The sequence below is a fragment of the Flavobacterium aquaticum genome (assembly GCF_003259835.1).
GTDB classification, from domain to species: Bacteria; Bacteroidota; Bacteroidia; order Flavobacteriales; family Flavobacteriaceae; genus Flavobacterium; species Flavobacterium aquaticum.
In genome coordinates this window covers 289318-305484 of the sequence record NZ_QLMI01000002.1, presented here as the reverse complement: position 1 = coordinate 305484, position 16167 = coordinate 289318, and the positions used below count along the sequence as shown (strand labels likewise).

The 16167-nt window shown below is 32.4% G+C and carries 19 protein-coding genes; 11 read left to right on the top strand and 8 right to left on the bottom strand.

Going from position 1 to position 16167, the window contains the following annotated elements:
* Window positions 1-141 precede the first annotated feature (141 nt).
* Entirely contained in the window at window positions 142-1458 is a 1317-nt protein-coding gene (ahcY, locus tag B0I03_RS04220) for an adenosylhomocysteinase (RefSeq protein ID WP_111566213.1), read from the bottom strand.
* Window positions 1459-1588: 130 nt separating this feature from the next.
* On the opposite strand from ahcY, the gene B0I03_RS04215 reads away from it, so the two are divergent.
* The 6 genes from B0I03_RS04215 to B0I03_RS04190 all read left to right on the top strand — a co-directional run bounded on the left by B0I03_RS04215 (window position 1589) and on the right by B0I03_RS04190 (window position 7899).
* Complete coding sequence (locus B0I03_RS04215) at window positions 1589-2218, top strand: 4'-phosphopantetheinyl transferase family protein (protein ID WP_111566212.1); 630 nt, start codon at window positions 1589-1591, stop codon at window positions 2216-2218.
* Window position 2219: 1 nt separating this feature from the next.
* Window positions 2220-2936: a geranylgeranylglyceryl/heptaprenylglyceryl phosphate synthase gene (locus B0I03_RS04210; protein ID WP_111566211.1), complete on the top strand. Its 717-nt coding sequence runs from the start codon at window positions 2220-2222 to the stop codon at window positions 2934-2936.
* Window positions 2933-3547 (top strand): nicotinamide riboside transporter PnuC, encoded by a 615-nt coding sequence (gene pnuC / locus B0I03_RS04205; RefSeq protein ID WP_111566210.1) that lies wholly within the window; start codon window positions 2933-2935, stop codon window positions 3545-3547. The genes B0I03_RS04210 and pnuC overlap by 4 nt, the downstream gene beginning before the upstream one ends.
* Window positions 3517-5052 (top strand): DUF4301 family protein, encoded by a 1536-nt coding sequence (locus B0I03_RS04200; RefSeq protein WP_111566209.1) that lies wholly within the window; start codon window positions 3517-3519, stop codon window positions 5050-5052. Before pnuC ends, B0I03_RS04200 begins: the two co-directional genes overlap by 31 nt.
* Window positions 5045-5446, top strand: a complete 402-nt coding sequence (gene arfB / locus B0I03_RS04195) for an alternative ribosome rescue aminoacyl-tRNA hydrolase ArfB (RefSeq protein WP_111566208.1) — start codon at window positions 5045-5047, stop codon at window positions 5444-5446. The genes B0I03_RS04200 and arfB overlap by 8 nt, the downstream gene beginning before the upstream one ends.
* A 269-nt stretch (window positions 5447-5715) precedes the next feature.
* Window positions 5716-7899, top strand: coding sequence for a TonB-dependent receptor (locus tag B0I03_RS04190; protein ID WP_111566207.1), 2184 nt, complete (start codon window positions 5716-5718; stop codon window positions 7897-7899).
* A gap of 55 nt (window positions 7900-7954) precedes the next feature.
* Here the strand turns inward: B0I03_RS04190 and B0I03_RS04185 are convergent, their stop codons facing one another.
* The gene (locus tag B0I03_RS04185; RefSeq protein WP_111566206.1) at window positions 7955-8377 is read right to left on the bottom strand and encodes a Rieske (2Fe-2S) protein; all 423 of its coding nucleotides are present in this window, start codon (window positions 8375-8377) and stop codon (window positions 7955-7957) included.
* 155 nt (window positions 8378-8532) lie between these two features.
* On the opposite strand from B0I03_RS04185, the gene greA reads away from it, so the two are divergent.
* Window positions 8533-9009 (top strand): transcription elongation factor GreA, encoded by a 477-nt coding sequence (gene greA, locus B0I03_RS04180; RefSeq protein WP_111566205.1) that lies wholly within the window; start codon window positions 8533-8535, stop codon window positions 9007-9009.
* 11 nt (window positions 9010-9020) lie between these two features.
* Window positions 9021-9410: an HIT family protein gene (locus B0I03_RS04175; protein WP_111566204.1), complete on the top strand. Its 390-nt coding sequence runs from the start codon at window positions 9021-9023 to the stop codon at window positions 9408-9410.
* A gap of 29 nt (window positions 9411-9439) precedes the next feature.
* Here B0I03_RS04175 and B0I03_RS04170 read toward each other — a convergent pair whose 3' ends face one another.
* Entirely contained in the window at window positions 9440-10588 is a 1149-nt protein-coding gene (locus B0I03_RS04170) for a sensor histidine kinase (protein WP_111566203.1), read from the bottom strand.
* Between the two features lie 194 nt (window positions 10589-10782).
* Between B0I03_RS04170 and B0I03_RS04165 the strand changes: the two genes are divergently transcribed.
* From B0I03_RS04165 to aat, 3 genes are all read left to right on the top strand, one after another.
* Window positions 10783-11658: a flavin reductase family protein gene (locus B0I03_RS04165; RefSeq protein WP_111566202.1), complete on the top strand. Its 876-nt coding sequence runs from the start codon at window positions 10783-10785 to the stop codon at window positions 11656-11658.
* A gap of 11 nt (window positions 11659-11669) precedes the next feature.
* The gene (locus B0I03_RS04160) at window positions 11670-12050 is read left to right on the top strand and encodes a DUF3127 domain-containing protein (protein WP_026724391.1); all 381 of its coding nucleotides are present in this window, start codon (window positions 11670-11672) and stop codon (window positions 12048-12050) included.
* Between the two features lie 100 nt (window positions 12051-12150).
* Complete coding sequence (gene aat, locus B0I03_RS04155; protein WP_111566201.1) at window positions 12151-12786, top strand: leucyl/phenylalanyl-tRNA--protein transferase; 636 nt, start codon at window positions 12151-12153, stop codon at window positions 12784-12786.
* On the opposite strand, the gene B0I03_RS04150 is transcribed toward aat, so the two are convergent.
* The 5 genes from B0I03_RS04150 to rpsB form a co-directional block, all read right to left on the bottom strand.
* Window positions 12783-12995 carry a VF530 family protein gene (locus B0I03_RS04150; protein ID WP_111566200.1) on the bottom strand — a complete coding sequence of 71 codons (213 nt, stop codon included), beginning with the start codon at window positions 12993-12995 and terminating at the stop codon, window positions 12783-12785. The two genes, aat and B0I03_RS04150, sit on opposite strands and share 4 nt — an antisense overlap.
* Window positions 12996-12999: 4 nt before the next feature.
* Complete coding sequence (locus B0I03_RS04145) at window positions 13000-13560, bottom strand: DNA-3-methyladenine glycosylase I (RefSeq protein ID WP_111566199.1); 561 nt, start codon at window positions 13558-13560, stop codon at window positions 13000-13002.
* The gene (locus B0I03_RS04140; RefSeq protein ID WP_111566198.1) at window positions 13550-14203 is read right to left on the bottom strand and encodes a queuosine precursor transporter; all 654 of its coding nucleotides are present in this window, start codon (window positions 14201-14203) and stop codon (window positions 13550-13552) included. The genes B0I03_RS04145 and B0I03_RS04140 overlap by 11 nt, the downstream gene beginning before the upstream one ends.
* 91 nt (window positions 14204-14294) lie before the next feature.
* Window positions 14295-15116, bottom strand: coding sequence for a translation elongation factor Ts (tsf, locus tag B0I03_RS04135; RefSeq protein ID WP_111566197.1), 822 nt, complete (start codon window positions 15114-15116; stop codon window positions 14295-14297).
* Between the two features lie 136 nt (window positions 15117-15252).
* Window positions 15253-16014, bottom strand: a complete 762-nt coding sequence (gene rpsB, locus B0I03_RS04130) for a 30S ribosomal protein S2 (protein WP_111566196.1) — start codon at window positions 16012-16014, stop codon at window positions 15253-15255.
* Window positions 16015-16167 lie beyond the last annotated feature (153 nt).

Below are 16167 nucleotides of genomic sequence, written 5' to 3'. Positions count from 1 at the left end.
ATGATGATTAGTACAAATTTAACGCCAAAAGTTTCAAGTTGTTGCTAATTTGTTGAAAAATAGTTGGTAAAAGAAAAACCCTCACATTTCTGCAAGGGTTTTAATATATTTTGAGATGCTGAAACGAGTTCAGCATGACAATTAATATCTGTAGTACTCAGGTTTGAATGGACCTTGAACTTCAACTCCAATATAAGCTGCTTGCTCTGAGTTTAAAGTTTCTAATTCAACACCTAATTTAGCTAAGTGAAGCGCTGCTACTTTTTCATCTAAATGTTTTGGTAACATATATACTTCATTTTTATAAGCCGCACTATTTGTCCATAACTCGATTTGAGCTAACGTTTGGTTAGTAAATGAATTACTCATTACAAAACTTGGGTGACCAGTTGCACAACCTAAGTTCACTAAACGTCCTTCAGCTAAAATGATGATGTCATTTCCATTGATAGTATATTTGTCAACTTGTGGTTTGATTTCAATTTTAGAGGCACCATGGTTTTTGTTCAACCAAGCCATATCGATTTCGTTATCAAAGTGTCCAATGTTACAAACGATAGTTTTATCTTTCATAGCTTCAAAGTGACGACCAACAACGATATCTTTATTTCCAGTTGTAGTAATAACGATATCAGCATTACCGATAACAGTATCTAATTTTTTCACTTCAAAACCGTCCATAGCTGCTTGTAAAGCACAAATTGGATCAATTTCAGTAACAGTTACAATAGAACCAGCACCACGGAAAGAAGCCGCAGTCCCTTTTCCAACGTCACCATATCCACAAACAACAACTCTTTTACCCGCTAACATAACATCAGTTGCACGACGAATTGCATCAACAGCTGATTCTTTACATCCGTATTTGTTATCAAATTTAGATTTAGTTACCGAATCATTTACGTTAATTGCAGGCATGAATAAAGTTCCGTTTTTCATTCTTTCATACAAACGGTGAACTCCTGTAGTAGTTTCTTCTGATAAACCTTTGATTCCAGGAATTAATTCTGGGTAACGGTCAAAAACCATATTAGTTAAATCTCCACCATCATCTAAAATCATGTTCAATGGTTTTCTATCTTCACCAAAGAATAAAGTTTGCTCAATACACCAATCGAAATCTTCTTCATTCAATCCTTTCCAAGCATAAACCTGAATTCCAGCAGCAGCAATAGCAGCAGCAGCTTGATCTTGAGTTGAGAAAATATTACAAGATGACCAAGTAACTTCTGCACCTAAAGCAATTAAAGTTTCAATCAAAACAGCAGTTTGAATTGTCATGTGAAGACATCCAGCAATTCTAGCTCCTTTTAAAGGTTGAGATGCTCCGTATTCTGCTCTTAAAGCCATTAAACCTGGCATTTCAGCTTCAGCTAATTCAATTTCTTTTCTTCCCCAAGCTGCAAGCGAAATATCTTTCACTTTATAAGCTACATAAGGTAATGTTTGTGTACTCATCTATTATGTATATTTGTATATTCTAAAATTAGAGTGCAAAATTACGAAATATCTTTTTATTTTTTCAAAGATTTCTATTAATTTGTGAATTGTTTAGTTTTCTAATGTTTTGAAAAACAACAAAATATAAATGCCGCTACATAAAATTATCCATATCAACGAAACCACTACTGCGTACTTCTGGTATATCACTGAAGACGTAACTTCGTTATTTAGAGCCGTTTCGTTAAAAGATACTTCGCTTTTTCGTTTAGAAGGAATGAAATCAGAAGAACACCAGAGAGGATTTTTAGCGGTTCGAATGTTATTACAACATTTGGGTTATACCGATTATGATTTGTCTTATGATGAAGCTGGAAAGCCGCATTTAAGCGATGGTAAGCATATTTCTATTTCGCATTCACACGAATTTTCATGTATTTGCATAAGTAATAAATTGATGGGAATTGATCTAGAAAAACTTAAAGAAAAAACGTTGAAGATTGCGCCAAGATTTATGGAAGTAAAGCATTTAGAAAATCTTACCACTTCGGAACAAATAGAAAAAGCGACTGTGATTTGGGGTGTGAAAGAATCTATTTTTAAAATTAAGAATGAAAAAGGGATTAGTTTTCCAGAGCACATTTTTGAAGACGAGTTTGATTTAAAAGATGGAAAATGTACTGCCAAATTACATTTTAATAACCAAATAGAAAACTTCCAAATTCATTTTTATAACGTAGAAGCGTATATCTTTGTGTGTGCTTTCCCAAATAAATAAAATGCAAAATCTCTATTCAAATATACTTCAAGCTAAAAAAGACAATCAAAAATTATTGGCTATTCTAATCGATCCAGAAAAAGTTTCGATAGAACAAGTTGTGGTTTTGTCGGAAAAAATTAAAGCTTCACCCGCAACACATATTTTTGTCGGCGGAAGCACTTTTAGTGGAACGCATTTGGATCAATTGATAGCGACATTAAAAAAAGGAACACAATTACCTATTTTGATTTTTCCAGGTCATCCTTCGCAAATTTCCAATGAAGCCGATGGAATTCTATTTTTAAGTTTGCTTTCAGGTCGAAATCCAGAATATTTGATTGAACATCATATTAATTCGGTAGAAGCGTTAGAAAAATCCAATTTAGAAATTATCCCAACAGGTTATTTACTAATCGATGGCGGAAAAGAAACCGCAGTGCAACGTGTAAGTCAAACCCAACCTATTGAACATAACAATATCGAGTTGGCATACAAAACAGCTAAAGCCGGAGAGTTTTTAGGAAAAAAATTAATTTATTTAGAAGCAGGAAGTGGCGCTAACCAACACGTTTCGTTAGAAATGATTCGTTTTGTATCGCAAAATATTTATATTCCTTTAATTGTAGGAGGTGGCATTCGTTCCATGAAAACTATTCAAGAAGTATATGAATCGGGTGCAGATTTGGTCGTAATTGGAACAGCATTTGAAAACGATAGTAACTTCTTTTCGCTATGATAGAGTTTTTATTTGCTCAATATAAAGACTATCCTAATTACTTAATTGCATTAGAATTAATTGCCGTTGTGTTTGGAGTTATCAGTGTTTTATTTGCTCGAAAAAATAATATTTTGGTGTACCCAACGGGTTTGGTAAGTACGATTCTTTACGTTTATATTTTGTTTGAATTTCAATTATATGGCGATTTAATTATCAATTTTTACTATACGATAATGAGTGTTTTGGGTTGGTATTTATGGTCTAAAACAAAAGACGGAGCAGAAGAATTTCCCATTTCAACCATAAATCAGAAAGATTTTCTAATTTCAACGCTAATTTTTATAATTACCTTAACGTTTGTTGTATTAGTTTACCATTTTTTTGATAAATTTACCCATTGGACAGCTTATGTTGACGCACTCACCACGGGATTATTTTTTGTTGGGATGTGGCTCATGGCCAAAAGAAAAATCGAAAACTGGATTTTATGGATTATTGCCGATGCAATTTCAATTCCTTTATACTTTTATAAAGGTTTGACCTTTTCGAGTTTTCAATTTATACTATTTACGATTATTGCTATTTTAGGCTATAAAGAATGGAAAAGATTTTTACAGAAGACGATTTAATATACATACAAAATAGAGGAAACTCAATCGATAAAATTCAACAGCAGTTGGATTTTTTTATCCAAGGAATTCCTAAAATTAACCTAGTTCGCTCAGCTAAAGTAGGCGATGGTATTTGGCAATTTTCAGAAGAGGATACCACTGTTTTTGTAAACTATTTCGACAAACACAAAGCCAATTATTCGATTGAAAAGTTTGTGCCTGCTTCGGGCGCGGCTACTCGTATGTTTAAATTTTTGAATGAGTTTTTGAACGATTTTGATGCTGAAAACGACACCATCAATAGTTATATCAATAAACGAAATGCTAAAGATATTTCGATTTTTATTTTCGGATTGAAAAACTTTCCTTTTTACAGAGAATTGAAGGAAAAAACCATTCAATTGTATCCGAATTATTATTCGCTATCAAGCGATGCAAAATATCACGCATTAATAAAGACATTGTTAAGCAAAGAAGGGTTAGATTTTGCTAACAAACCAAAAGGTATTTTACCTTTTCATGTGAGAGATGAGAAAATCATTACTCCAATTGAAGAAAATATTTTTGAGTCTGATTTTTTCAAAAAACAAAATCAAAAGACAAAAATTCATTTTACTATTACCGAAGAATTTCAACCCGATTTTGAGAAGATAACCAATCAATTTTCAGATTGTGAAATTAGTTTTTCCTATCAAAATCAATCCACCGATACCTTAGCGGTTAATGAAGATAATACGCCTTTTCGTGTTGAAGATGATAAATTGTTTTTCAGACCTGGCGGACACGGAGCTTTAATCGATAATTTGAATGCGTTACAATCAGATATAATTTACATTAAAAATATTGATAACGTTTCTCAAAATCATAGAAAAGTAATTGAAACGAATAAAAAGTTATTAGGTGGTGTCTTATTTTTTGTTCAGTACAAAATTTTCATTTATTTAAAATTACTTTCAAGCGGAAATGTTACCGAAACTCAAATAACTGAAATCAAGTATTTTGCAGAGAATAAAACGTCTTTTCCTTTGCCAGAAGAGTTCAATTTTTTCCAAACCGAATACAAAATTGAGTATTTAATTAAAGTCTTAAATCGACCTATTCGTGTTTGTGGAATGGTTAAAAATGAAGGTGAACCAGGCGGTGGACCATTTTGGGTACAAGATGAAAAAGGGCGTCAAACTTTACAAATTGTTGAATCGTCTCAAATAGATTTGAATAATAAATCACAAAAAAACATAGCAAAAGAAGCTACGCATTTTAATCCTGTGGACATTGTTTGCGGAGTTAAAAATTTCAAAGGTGAAAAGTTTGATTTAAACCAATTCATAGATCCAAAAGCAGCTTTTATTACCGAAAAAACAAAAAACGGAAAACCTATTAAAGCTTTTGAACTTCCCGGATTATGGAATGGCGCTATGGCAAAATGGACCACTATTTTTGTTGAGGTTCCGTTAGAAACTTTCAATCCAGTTAAAACTGTAAATGATTTATTAAAATCGTCACACCAACCTGATAATGGATAAATCAATAATCGCATCTGAGTTTTCATTTAAAGCTGTAAGAAGCAGCGGCGCAGGAGGACAAAATGTAAATAAAGTGTCTTCAAAAGTCGTGCTGACTTTCGATTTAGTCAATTCAAAAGGATTAACAGAAGAAGAAAAAACTTTGTTGCAAACCAAAATCGCAACTAAATTAACGCAAGAAGGAATCCTCATTTTAACTAGCGAAGAAGATAGAAGTCAACTTAAAAACAAAGAAAAAGCTATTAAGAAATGTTTTAAGTTACTTGAAAATGCTTTGGTTGTTCCAAAAGAGCGAAAAGAAACTAAAATTCCAAGAGCGGTAAAAGAAAAACGTCTAAACGCTAAAAAAGTAATGAGCGTTTTAAAGCAAAATAGAAAAAAACCAAACTTTTAAAAACACAAGTACAAGCGCAAGTTCAAAAATCAATATAAGTAAGTTTGAAATTGTTCTTGTAATTGTCATTGAAATTGGCTTATCTTTGCCCCGTCTCAAAGGGGTGCTCTAAATAACGAGCTGAGATCATACCCATAGAACCTAGAACAGATAATGCTGTTTAGGGAAATGACAAAAATAAATGTGCACGTTTATTAGCGTCAAAGAGTATCAATAATTAATTTTTAACCAAGGAATAATTGCCCCTTTTATTCGTATTTATTTTACGAATGAAAACTTTATTCAAAAAAAGTACAAAGTACAAAGTATTAAGTACAAAGACTTGTTTTAGTCTTTTTTCTATTTTCTTTTCTCTTCTTTCTTTCTCCCAAGAAACCAAGAAAGACACCACAAAAGTTACCGAACTAAAAGAAGTTACGGTTTCTTCAGTTAGAGCAAAAGACAAAAATCCAATTACGTACACGAATGTATCCAAAGAAGAAATTGCGCCTCGAAATCTAGGTCAAGATGTGCCTGTTTTGTTGCAATATTTGCCTTCTGTGGTTACTACAACTGATGCTGGAAATGGAGTAGGTTATACGTATATGAGAGTTCGTGGTTCCGATGGTTCTCGAATTAATGTGACTTTAAACGGAGTTCCTTTTAATGATAGCGAAAGTCAAGGAACATTTTTTGTGAATTTACCTGATTTCGCTTCGTCTTTAGAAAGTGTTCAGTTACAACGAGGAGTAGGAACTTCAACTAATGGAGCTGGTGCTTTTGGAGCGAGTTTAAACATGGCAACCAAATCGTATCAAGAAAAATCGTATGCGGAAATTTCAAATTCCATTGGAAGTTTTAATACGAGAAAGCATACTTTGTCTTTTGGAACCGGTTTGCATAATAACTTCGAAATGAATGGTCGAATTTCTAATATAGCTTCGGATGGATTTATTGATAGAGCCACATCAAATATGTTTGGTTACTTTTTTAATGTTAATTACGTTAAAGAGTCAACTTTAGTAAAGTTGTTAGCTTTTGGTGGAAAAGAAAAGACCTATCAAGCTTGGTACGGAATTGAAGATCCTGAAAAACTAAAAGATGATCGAACATTCAATCCTGCAGGAATGTATTTCGATGAATTTGGAAATATGCAATTCTACGATAATGAAACCGATAATTATTGGCAAAATCATTTTCAATTGCATTGGACAGAAAAATGGTCGGAGAACTGGATTTCAAATGCGGCATTGCATTACACCATTGGAAAAGGTTATTTTGAGCAATACAAAGAAGATGAAGATTTAACCGATTATAATTTGCCAGCGTTTAACGGGAATTCAATTTCTGATTTAGTAAGAAAACGTTGGTTAGATAATGATTTCTTCGGAGCTACTTTTTCATTAAATTATAAAAATGAAAACGTCGATTTATTATTTGGAGGTGCTGCTAATCGTTATTTAGGATTGCATTATGGTGAAGTAGTTTGGACACAAAATTACATTCCAAATCCAAATCGCTATTATGATAATTATGGAAATAAAGATGATGTAAATTTCTATACAAAAGCATCATACAATGTTACAAACAAGTTGAATTTATTTGCTGATTTGCAATACAGAATGGTGTTTTACGATGCTACAAGTGTGAAGTTTGATGCTGTAAACGATACTTTTAGATTTTTTAATCCAAAAGCAGGTTTGAATTATCAATTAAACGAAAAAAATGCTTTTTATGGTTATTTCGGAATTGCTAACAAAGAACCAAGACGCGACGATTACGAAAGCGGAGCAATAAAACCAGAACGTTTATTCGATTATGAATTAGGTTGGAAATACAACACTAAAAAAGTAAAATTATACGCAAATGCATTTTATATGCGCTATAATGATCAATTAGTTTTGACAGGCGATTTGAATGATGTTGGTGCTCCAATTTTCATAAATAGTGGAAAAAGTTATCGATTAGGCTTAGAAGTAGAATCAACAATTGCTTTAACAAATAAATTAATTTTAAATCCGAATTTCACATTAAGTCAAAATAAGAATGAGGATTTTTATTATGAAATTAATGGAGTAGTTCAGAATTTAGGAAATACTAATATCGCATTTTCGCCTAATTTTATTTTCGGAAATAGATTTTCTTATCTACCAGTTAAAGGTTTACAATTATCAGTATTGTCAAAATTTGTAAGCGAGCAATATATGGGAAATATAGATTCAGATGTTTCGAAATTAGATAGTTATTTCATTAATGATTTCAACGCTTCTTACGATTGGCAAATCAATAAAGGAATCAAATCAATAGTTTTTTCAGCGTTAGTGAATAATATTTTTGATGTAGAATATGAATCAAATGGTTATTTCTATACGTATGATGACGATTCTTCAGGAAGTACAATTACTTATGGTGGAGCAGGTTTTTACCCTCAAGCGGGAATGAACTTTCTTCTTGGAATGAATTTAAAATTTTAGTTAAATTAAGTTAAGTTGAAAAAAGCCTGAAAGTTTTACTTTTCGGGCTTTTTTGTTAATTGTAAACTCTAAGTGAAACGGCGTCTAATTGTTCAACACGATAACGTTTCATAGGATACTGCATTCCTTGGGCTTGACCCGAAAATAAACTGTATCGTGCATCATCACACGGACAAATGGCATCAATGCCACTCAAAGTCATAGTAGAACATGAACTCAAAGCTTGATTTGGACAAGCGGCATCATAAGCAACATAACCAGCTCCAGTATTAAAAACAAAAATTCCTCTAATTCCTACACCTGCATTATTTAAATAGATGCCATTACTTGGAAATTGTAAAGAACTATATTGAGGTAAATTCATATTAATGTTTACACTAAAGCCATAATTTGGTAAGTAGGGATTGTTGTTTGTAAAACTTTCTTTTTCACAACTAAAAAGCAAGGGTAATAGAAGTAGTATTAAATATTTTTTCATAATTTCATTCTAACTATTGAGAAACAAATTTAATTAATTAGTTTTTAGAAAACATTACCTTATTACTTAAATTAATATTAAAAATAAATTACTATCTTTGTGAAAAGGAATCCCATGCAGGTGGGATTCTTTCTATTTATATAAACTATGAAGTTATGAGTACAGTATCTTATTACACCGCAGAAGGATTAAAAAAATTAAGAGACGAATTAGATCAACTTAAAAGTATAGAACGCCCAAAAGCGTCACAAGCTATTGCTGAAGCTAGAGATAAAGGAGATTTATCTGAAAATGCAGAGTATGATGCAGCTAAAGAAGCACAAGGTTTATTAGAAATGAGAATTTCTAAAATGGAAGAGTTAGTAGCAAACGCTCGTTTAATTGATGAATCGCAATTAGATTTATCTAAAGTGTTAGTGTTGTCTACTGTTAAAATTAAAAATCAGGCTAATGGTATGGAAATGAAATACACATTAGTGGCTGAAAGTGAAGCGGATTTAAAAACAGGAAAAATTTCGGTGACTTCTCCTATTGGAAAAGGATTGCTAGGAAAATCTGTTGGAGAAGTAGCGGAAATCATCGTACCAAATGGTGTGTTGAAATTTGATGTTTTAGAAATTACAAGAGACTAATTTTATATAAAATGGCTAGTATCTTTACCAAAATAGTAAACGGAGAAATTTCATGTTATAAAATCGCCGAAGATGAAAATTATCTGGCTTTTTTAGATGTGAATCCTAACGCAAAAGGACATACTTTATGTATTCCAAAGCAAGAGATTAATAAGATCTTTGATATGGAAGAAGAGCATTATTTAGGATTAATGAAGTTTTCTAGAAAAGTAGCAAAGGCTGTTGAAAAATCGGTTGAATGCAAACGTATTGGAGTTGCTGTTGTTGGATTAGAAGTACCACACGTTCACGTACATTTAATTCCGCTTCAAGATATGGACGATATGCGTTTTCAAAGAAAGACAAGTTTAACACCTGAAGAATTTCAAGATTTAGCTAAGCAAATCGCTTCAAACTTATAAAAATTAATCCCGATTCTTTCGGGATTTTTTTATGTCGTTTTGTAACTAATTTGCATTGTAGTTCCCTTGCCAATTTCTGAATGAGCCACTTTAATTTTTCCTTTGTGGTATTCTTGAACAATTCTTTTAGTTAAAGATAATCCTAATCCCCAACCGCGTTTTTTGGTTGTAAATCCAGGTTCAAAAACTTTTGTAAATTGATTTTTTGGGATTCCTTTTCCAGTATCAGTAATAGTAATTTTTACAATATCTTCTAATTCCGATATTCCGATATTCAAACTACCTTTTCCTTTCATCGCATCAATCGCGTTTTTGACTAAATTTTCAATAGTCCAACTATGTAATGCCGGATTTATCTCAACCAAAATAGGATGTTGAGGTGCTTCAAAATTAAAGTTTACCTGCTGAGAAACTCTAGTTTGTAAGTAATCAACCGTGTTTTTCGTGTCTTCAACAATATCACGTTTTTCTAATACAGGTTCGCTTCCTATTTTCGAAAATCTATCTGTAATAGTTTGTAATCGAGTAATATCTTTTTCAATTTCAATAATGGTGCTTTCTTCAATGTTTTCCATTTTTAAAATTTCCAACCAACCAATTAAAGAAGATAAAGGAGTTCCAATTTGATGCGCTGTTTCCTTTGCCATTCCAGCCCATAGTTTGTTTTGAGTCGCCATTTTAGTAGCGCGATAAAAATTATAAACCACAGCTCCAAACAAAATAATAATTAGTAATAACGCAACTGGGTAATATTTCAATTTGTTTAGCAAAGGAGAATTTCCATAATAAACCAACTGATAACTTTTTTCTGAAAGTTGCATTTTTATGGGTTGATTATCGTTTTTTATCGAATTGAAATATTTTTTTAATGCAACAGTATCATTTGCAATTGCTTCATCAATGTTTTCATAATTAATAATAGAATCTTTGCTGTCCGTAACTACCATTGGAATAGAAGTGTTGTTGGTTATGATTTGTAGCGGAAGATCAACATCTGTATGTTCATTTGCATTAGCTAAAGTTTTTTGCGCACTTGCCCAATATTCCATTTTTGCTCGTTCTTCATTTTTAAAAATTTGGAAAAAGTTATAGGTATTCCAAAGTATTAAAATTACAATGAAAAAAGAGGCTAATATGATAAACCATCGCGTAAGATTTCGCTTTTCTGAAAACTGCATGTATTCGTATTTGAAGTAAAAATACTAAAATCCTTTTAAATTCAGGATTGTTTTTTACACAGAGTTATTTTGCTTTATTTCGTGTTTTTATATTTCTCGAAGTTTTGAGATTGCTATTTAATTTGTATCTGCATTTGATTTTTGTCCTTGAAATTGAACTTGTTCTTGTTATCTTTGTAAAAAATAGTTTTAACATGTTAAGCATCGATCCAAAAGAAATAGCGCCAGCAAAATTACAAGGGTATTTACAAAGTGCAGTAGCGCCAAGACCTATCGCGTTTGCTAGTACTATGGATGGTAATGGAAATCCAAATTTATCGCCATTTAGTTTCTTTAATGTATTTAGTTCTAATCCGCCAATTCTAATTTTTTCACCAGCAAGAAGGGTACGTGATAATACAACAAAACACACTTTAATCAACGCTCAAAACACTAAAGAAGTTGTGATTAATGTGGTGAATTACGACATCGTAGAACAAATGTCATTATCGAGTACTGAATATCCAGATGGCGTGAATGAGTTTGAAAAAGCGGGATTTACAATGTTAAAATCTGATAAAGTAAAGCCATTTCGTGTAGCAGAAAGTCCAGTCCAATTTGAATGTAAGATTAACGATGTAATTGCATTAGGAGACCAAGGTGGGGCAGGAAATTTGGTAATTTGTGAAGTTGTAAAAATTCACATTAACGAAGCTATTTTAGATGCAAACGGAATGATTGACCAACACAAAATCGATTTGGTTGCCCGAATGGGAGCTAATTGGTACAGTCGTTCAAGTGTAGGAATGTTTGAAGTTGAAAAACCCTTGACAACTTTAGGAATTGGAGTAGATATGATTCCAGATTTCATTAAAGAAAGTGGCTATTTTACAGGGAATGATTTAGCAAGATTAGGAAATATAGAAAATATCCCAACCGAAGAAGAAATTGCTATATTTGTAAAAGAAAATTTTGAAGTAAAAGCGGTTTTAAGTGCCGATGATTTAGATACAAAATTTCAAAAAGCAAAAGAGTATGTAGATAATGGAAAAGCAACTGATGCTTGGAAATTGTTATTAGCAAAAAAATAAATTTTAGTATTATGGAAGTTTTAGGAAGAGTAAAATTAATTAATCCTGTACAACAAGTAAGTGCTTCTTTCAAAAAAAGAGAGCTTGTAGTGACTACAGAAGAGCAATATCCTCAACACATTTTGATTGAGTTTGCACAAGATAAAACCGATTTGTTAAACAATTATAATGTTGGAGAACAAGTAAAAGTGTCTATCAATTTAAGAGGAAGAGAATGGGTAAATCCGCAAGGAGAAACTAAATATTTTAACTCTATCCAAGGTTGGAGAATTGAAAAAGTTCAAGCAGAAGCTCCAGCGGCAGCACCTCAAATGCCTCCAATGCCACCAGCAGCAGCTTTTGAACCAGCAACCAACTTTAACGAAGAAGAACACGACGATTTACCTTTTTAATAGATTATAGAAGAAAGAGTCAAGAACAAAGAAACCATTCAGAATAAAGTAAGAATGGTTTTTTCTTTTCTCTATCTTCTTTCTTCTTTTTTCTCAAAAGATGTATTTTTTAACCAAAGAATTATATTTTCCACCAATAGAAATGGCTTCTCCAGAAGGGATTGTAGCTGTTGGAGGTGATTTGTCTCCCGAGCGATTACTTTTGGCTTATAAATCAGGAATATTTCCATGGTTTGAAAATGATGAACCTATTTTGTGGTGGAGTCCGCCAGAGCGAATGGTGTTGTTTTTTGAAGATTTGAAGATTTCGAAAAGCATGCGAAATATCATCAATCAAAGAAAATTTAAAGTTACATTTAATACTGCTTTTAGAGACGTAATTCTAAACTGTAAAAAAATTTCTAGAAAAGACCAGCAAGGCACTTGGATTACCGATAATATGGTAGAAGCCTATTGCAAATTTCACGAATTAGGTATCGCAAAAAGTGTAGAAGTTTGGCAAGATGACGAATTAGTTGGTGGATTGTATGGTGTTGATTTAGGTCACGTTTTTTGTGGTGAAAGTATGTTTTCAAAAGTACCAAACGCAAGTAAATTTGCTTTCATTGCTTTAGCAAAACAATTGGAATTAGCCAATTATCATTTGTTAGATTGTCAAGTCTATAATGATCATTTAGCGAGTTTAGGTTGTGTAGAAATTGAAAGAGAAGATTTTTTGATGGTGTTGAAATCTTAAAACTTCGGCAACGTTCTCACATACAATTCCTCTACTTTTTTTCTTGCCCAATCGGTTTTTCTTAAGAATTTTAAACTTGAATTTATAGAAGGATTTTCCTTAAAACAGTTTATATTAATGAGCTCTGCCAAAGTATCAAAACCATAAAAGTCAACCAATTGTTCTACAATTGTTTTTAAAGATTTTCCGTGAAGTGGGTCGTTATTCATAATTTTATTTTCTTGTGTGGCAATCTACAACATGATCATTCACCATTCCTGTAGCTTGCATGTGTGCGTGCATAACGGTTGAACCTACAAATTTGAATCCGCGTTTTTTCAAATCCTTGCTTAAAGCATCTGAAATTGGTGTTGTGGATTTTACTTCACTTAAAGTGTTAGGTTTATTGTCGATAGGTTTTCCATCAACAAATCCCCAAATGTATGTAGAGAAACTTCCAAATTCTTCCTGCACTTTTATAAAAGCTTGTGCATTGGTAACAGTTGCTTTGATTTTTAATTTGTTTCTGATAATTCCAGCATCTTCAGCTAATTTTGCCATTTTATCTTCTGAATAATTCGCTATTTTTTTTAGATTAAAATTATCGAATGCTTTTCTGAAGTTTTCTCTTTTTGCTAAAACAGTATACCAACTCAATCCCGCTTGAAACGTTTCCAAAATCAAAAATTCGAATATTGTTTCATCGTCATAAACGGGTTTTCCCCATTCGTTATCATGATAATTTCGGTATAGATCGTCTTTTTCGCACCAAGCGCATCGTTTTTTATTTTCCATCTTTGGCTAAGTATTTTTCTATTAAATAATGACCTAAATAAATTAAAGGAGTAAGTCCAATAGCTATTAACAATTTCACTGTATAACCTGTTAATGCTGAAGCAATGAACATTTTAGTATCAATTTTGCCAGGTAGCCAAAAAGCAATACCTAGAACGATGAAGCTATCAAAAAGTTGCGAAATTACGGTTGAACCTGTACTTCTTAGCCAAATCATTTTTTTACCTGTTCGGTTTTTTACAAAGTGAAAAATGGTAACATCAATTAATTGTGACACTAAAAAAGCGGTGATGCTTCCAACGATAATCCACATACTTTGTCCAAAAACGGCAGAAAATTGTTCGTCAGTAATTAATTCGTCGCCTTTTACCGCTGGAATCTGAAGTCCAATTAGTAGCAGGAAAAAAGTATAAGCAATTAATCCGGCTGTTATAAAGGATAGTTTTTTTACTCCTTTTTCACCAAAATATTCGTTGATTAAATCGGTAGTGATAAACACAATAGGCCAAGGTAAAATCCCTAAACTCATGACTACATCGCCAATATATATTAGTTTTCCGCCAATTAATTCCGCTACTAAAGCATTGGTGATAAAAATCCCTGCTAAAACAACGTAAATTATATCTTTTCTTCTTTGAAACATAGCAATTGTTTTATCAAAAGTAGGCGAATTATAACATAAAAAAAAACTTCAACCCTAAGATTGAAGTTTTTATATATTTTGAATTAGGAAATTATCCTAAAGCAACTCTACTAAATCCAGTAACAGTTAAGTTAGCATCTACAGATTTAATATAAGCAGCAACGCTCATAGAGCCATCTTTGATGTAATCTTGGTTTACTAAAGTATTGTCTTTGTAGAAACGTTGGATTTTTCCTTTAGAAATGTTATCTAACATTGCTTCTGGTTTACCTTCAGCTCTTAATTGCTCTTTAGCGATTTCGATTTCTTTTTCAATGATTGCAGCATCAACACCAGCTTCGTTTAAAGCGATTGGGTTCATAGCAGCAGCTTGCATTGCAACGTTTTTAGCAGCTTCGTCAGCACCAGCAACGTTAGCAGATAAAGATACTAAAGTAGCAATTTTACCAGCGTGGATGTAAGATCCTACGAAAGCGCCTTCTAATTTTTCAAAAGCACCGATTTCGATTTTTTCTCCAATAACGCCAGTTTGCTCGATTAATTTTTCAGCAACAGTGATTCCGTTGAAATCAGAAGCTAATAATTCTTCTTTAGTAGCGAAGTTTAATGCTTGGTTAGCTAAATCGTTTGCTAATTTTACGAATGCTTCATTTTTACCTACGAAGTCAGTTTCACAGTTTAAAGTGATTGCAACTCCAGCAGTATTATCAGCATTGATAACAGCAACAGCAGCTCCTTCAGTAGATTCTCTATCTGAACGGTTAGCAGCTACTTTTTGACCTTTTTTTCTTAAGTTTTCGATAGCTAAATCGAAATCTCCTTCAGCCTCCACTAATGCTTTCTTGCAATCCATCATTCCAGCACCAGTGATAGTTCTTAATTTATTTACGTCTGCAGCAGTAATATTTGCCATTTTGTATTTTTTTTATTTGTTGTTTATAAAAGTAAAAATTCCAATTACTAAATCCCAAATTCCAATTTTACTAAATTGCTAACGAAAAGTTAGAACAAGTTTGGAATTTGGAATTTAATTCTTGGAATTAATTTATTTATGCTTCAGTTTCAGTAGCAGGAGCTTCAGTAGCTTCTACTTCTTTAGCTGGTAATTCATCTTTTTCAACTTTTCTATCAGAAAGACCTTCTACGATAGCAGAAGAAACTAATGATAAAACTTTTTCAATTGATTTAGAAGCATCGTCATTTGCAGGAATTACGAAATCAATTGGACGTGGATCCGAATTCGTATCTACCATTGCGAACACTGGAATGTTTAATTTTTGAGCTTCTTTAACAGCGATATGCTCAGCTTTTACGTCAACTACGAATAATGCAGCTGGTAATCTAGACATATCTGCAATTGAACCTAAGTTTTTCTCTAACTTAGCTCTTAAACGATCAACTTGTAATCTTTCTTTTTTAGATAAAGTCATGAAAGTACCGTCTTTCTTCATTCTATCAATAGAAGCCATTTTTTTAACAGCTTTACGGATAGTTACGAAGTTAGTTAACATACCACCTGGCCATCTTTCAGTGATGTAAGGCATGTTACAAGCTGCTGCTTTTTCAGCGACGATATCTTTCGCTTGTTTTTTGGTAGCAACGAATAATACTTTTCTACCAGAAGCAGCAATTTTTTTCAAAGCTTCGTTAGCTTCTTCAATTTTAGCTGCAGTTTTATATAGGTTAATGATATGAATACCATTACGCTCCATATAAATGTAAGGAGCCATGTTTGGATCCCATTTACGAGTCATGTGTCCGAAATGTACACCTGCTTCTAATAACTCTTTAACGTCAATTTTGTTTGCCATTGTGTAATAGTTTACGTTCCGTGATTAGCAATTTTCAAGTAGTCACTTGCGTTAGTCTTGAAAATTTAGATGCTAAACTAATTCCCTTTTTACAAGGAATATCGACAACTTTGTTTTTAATTCAATTTTAATTGTAAAAATAAATCTGAAAAT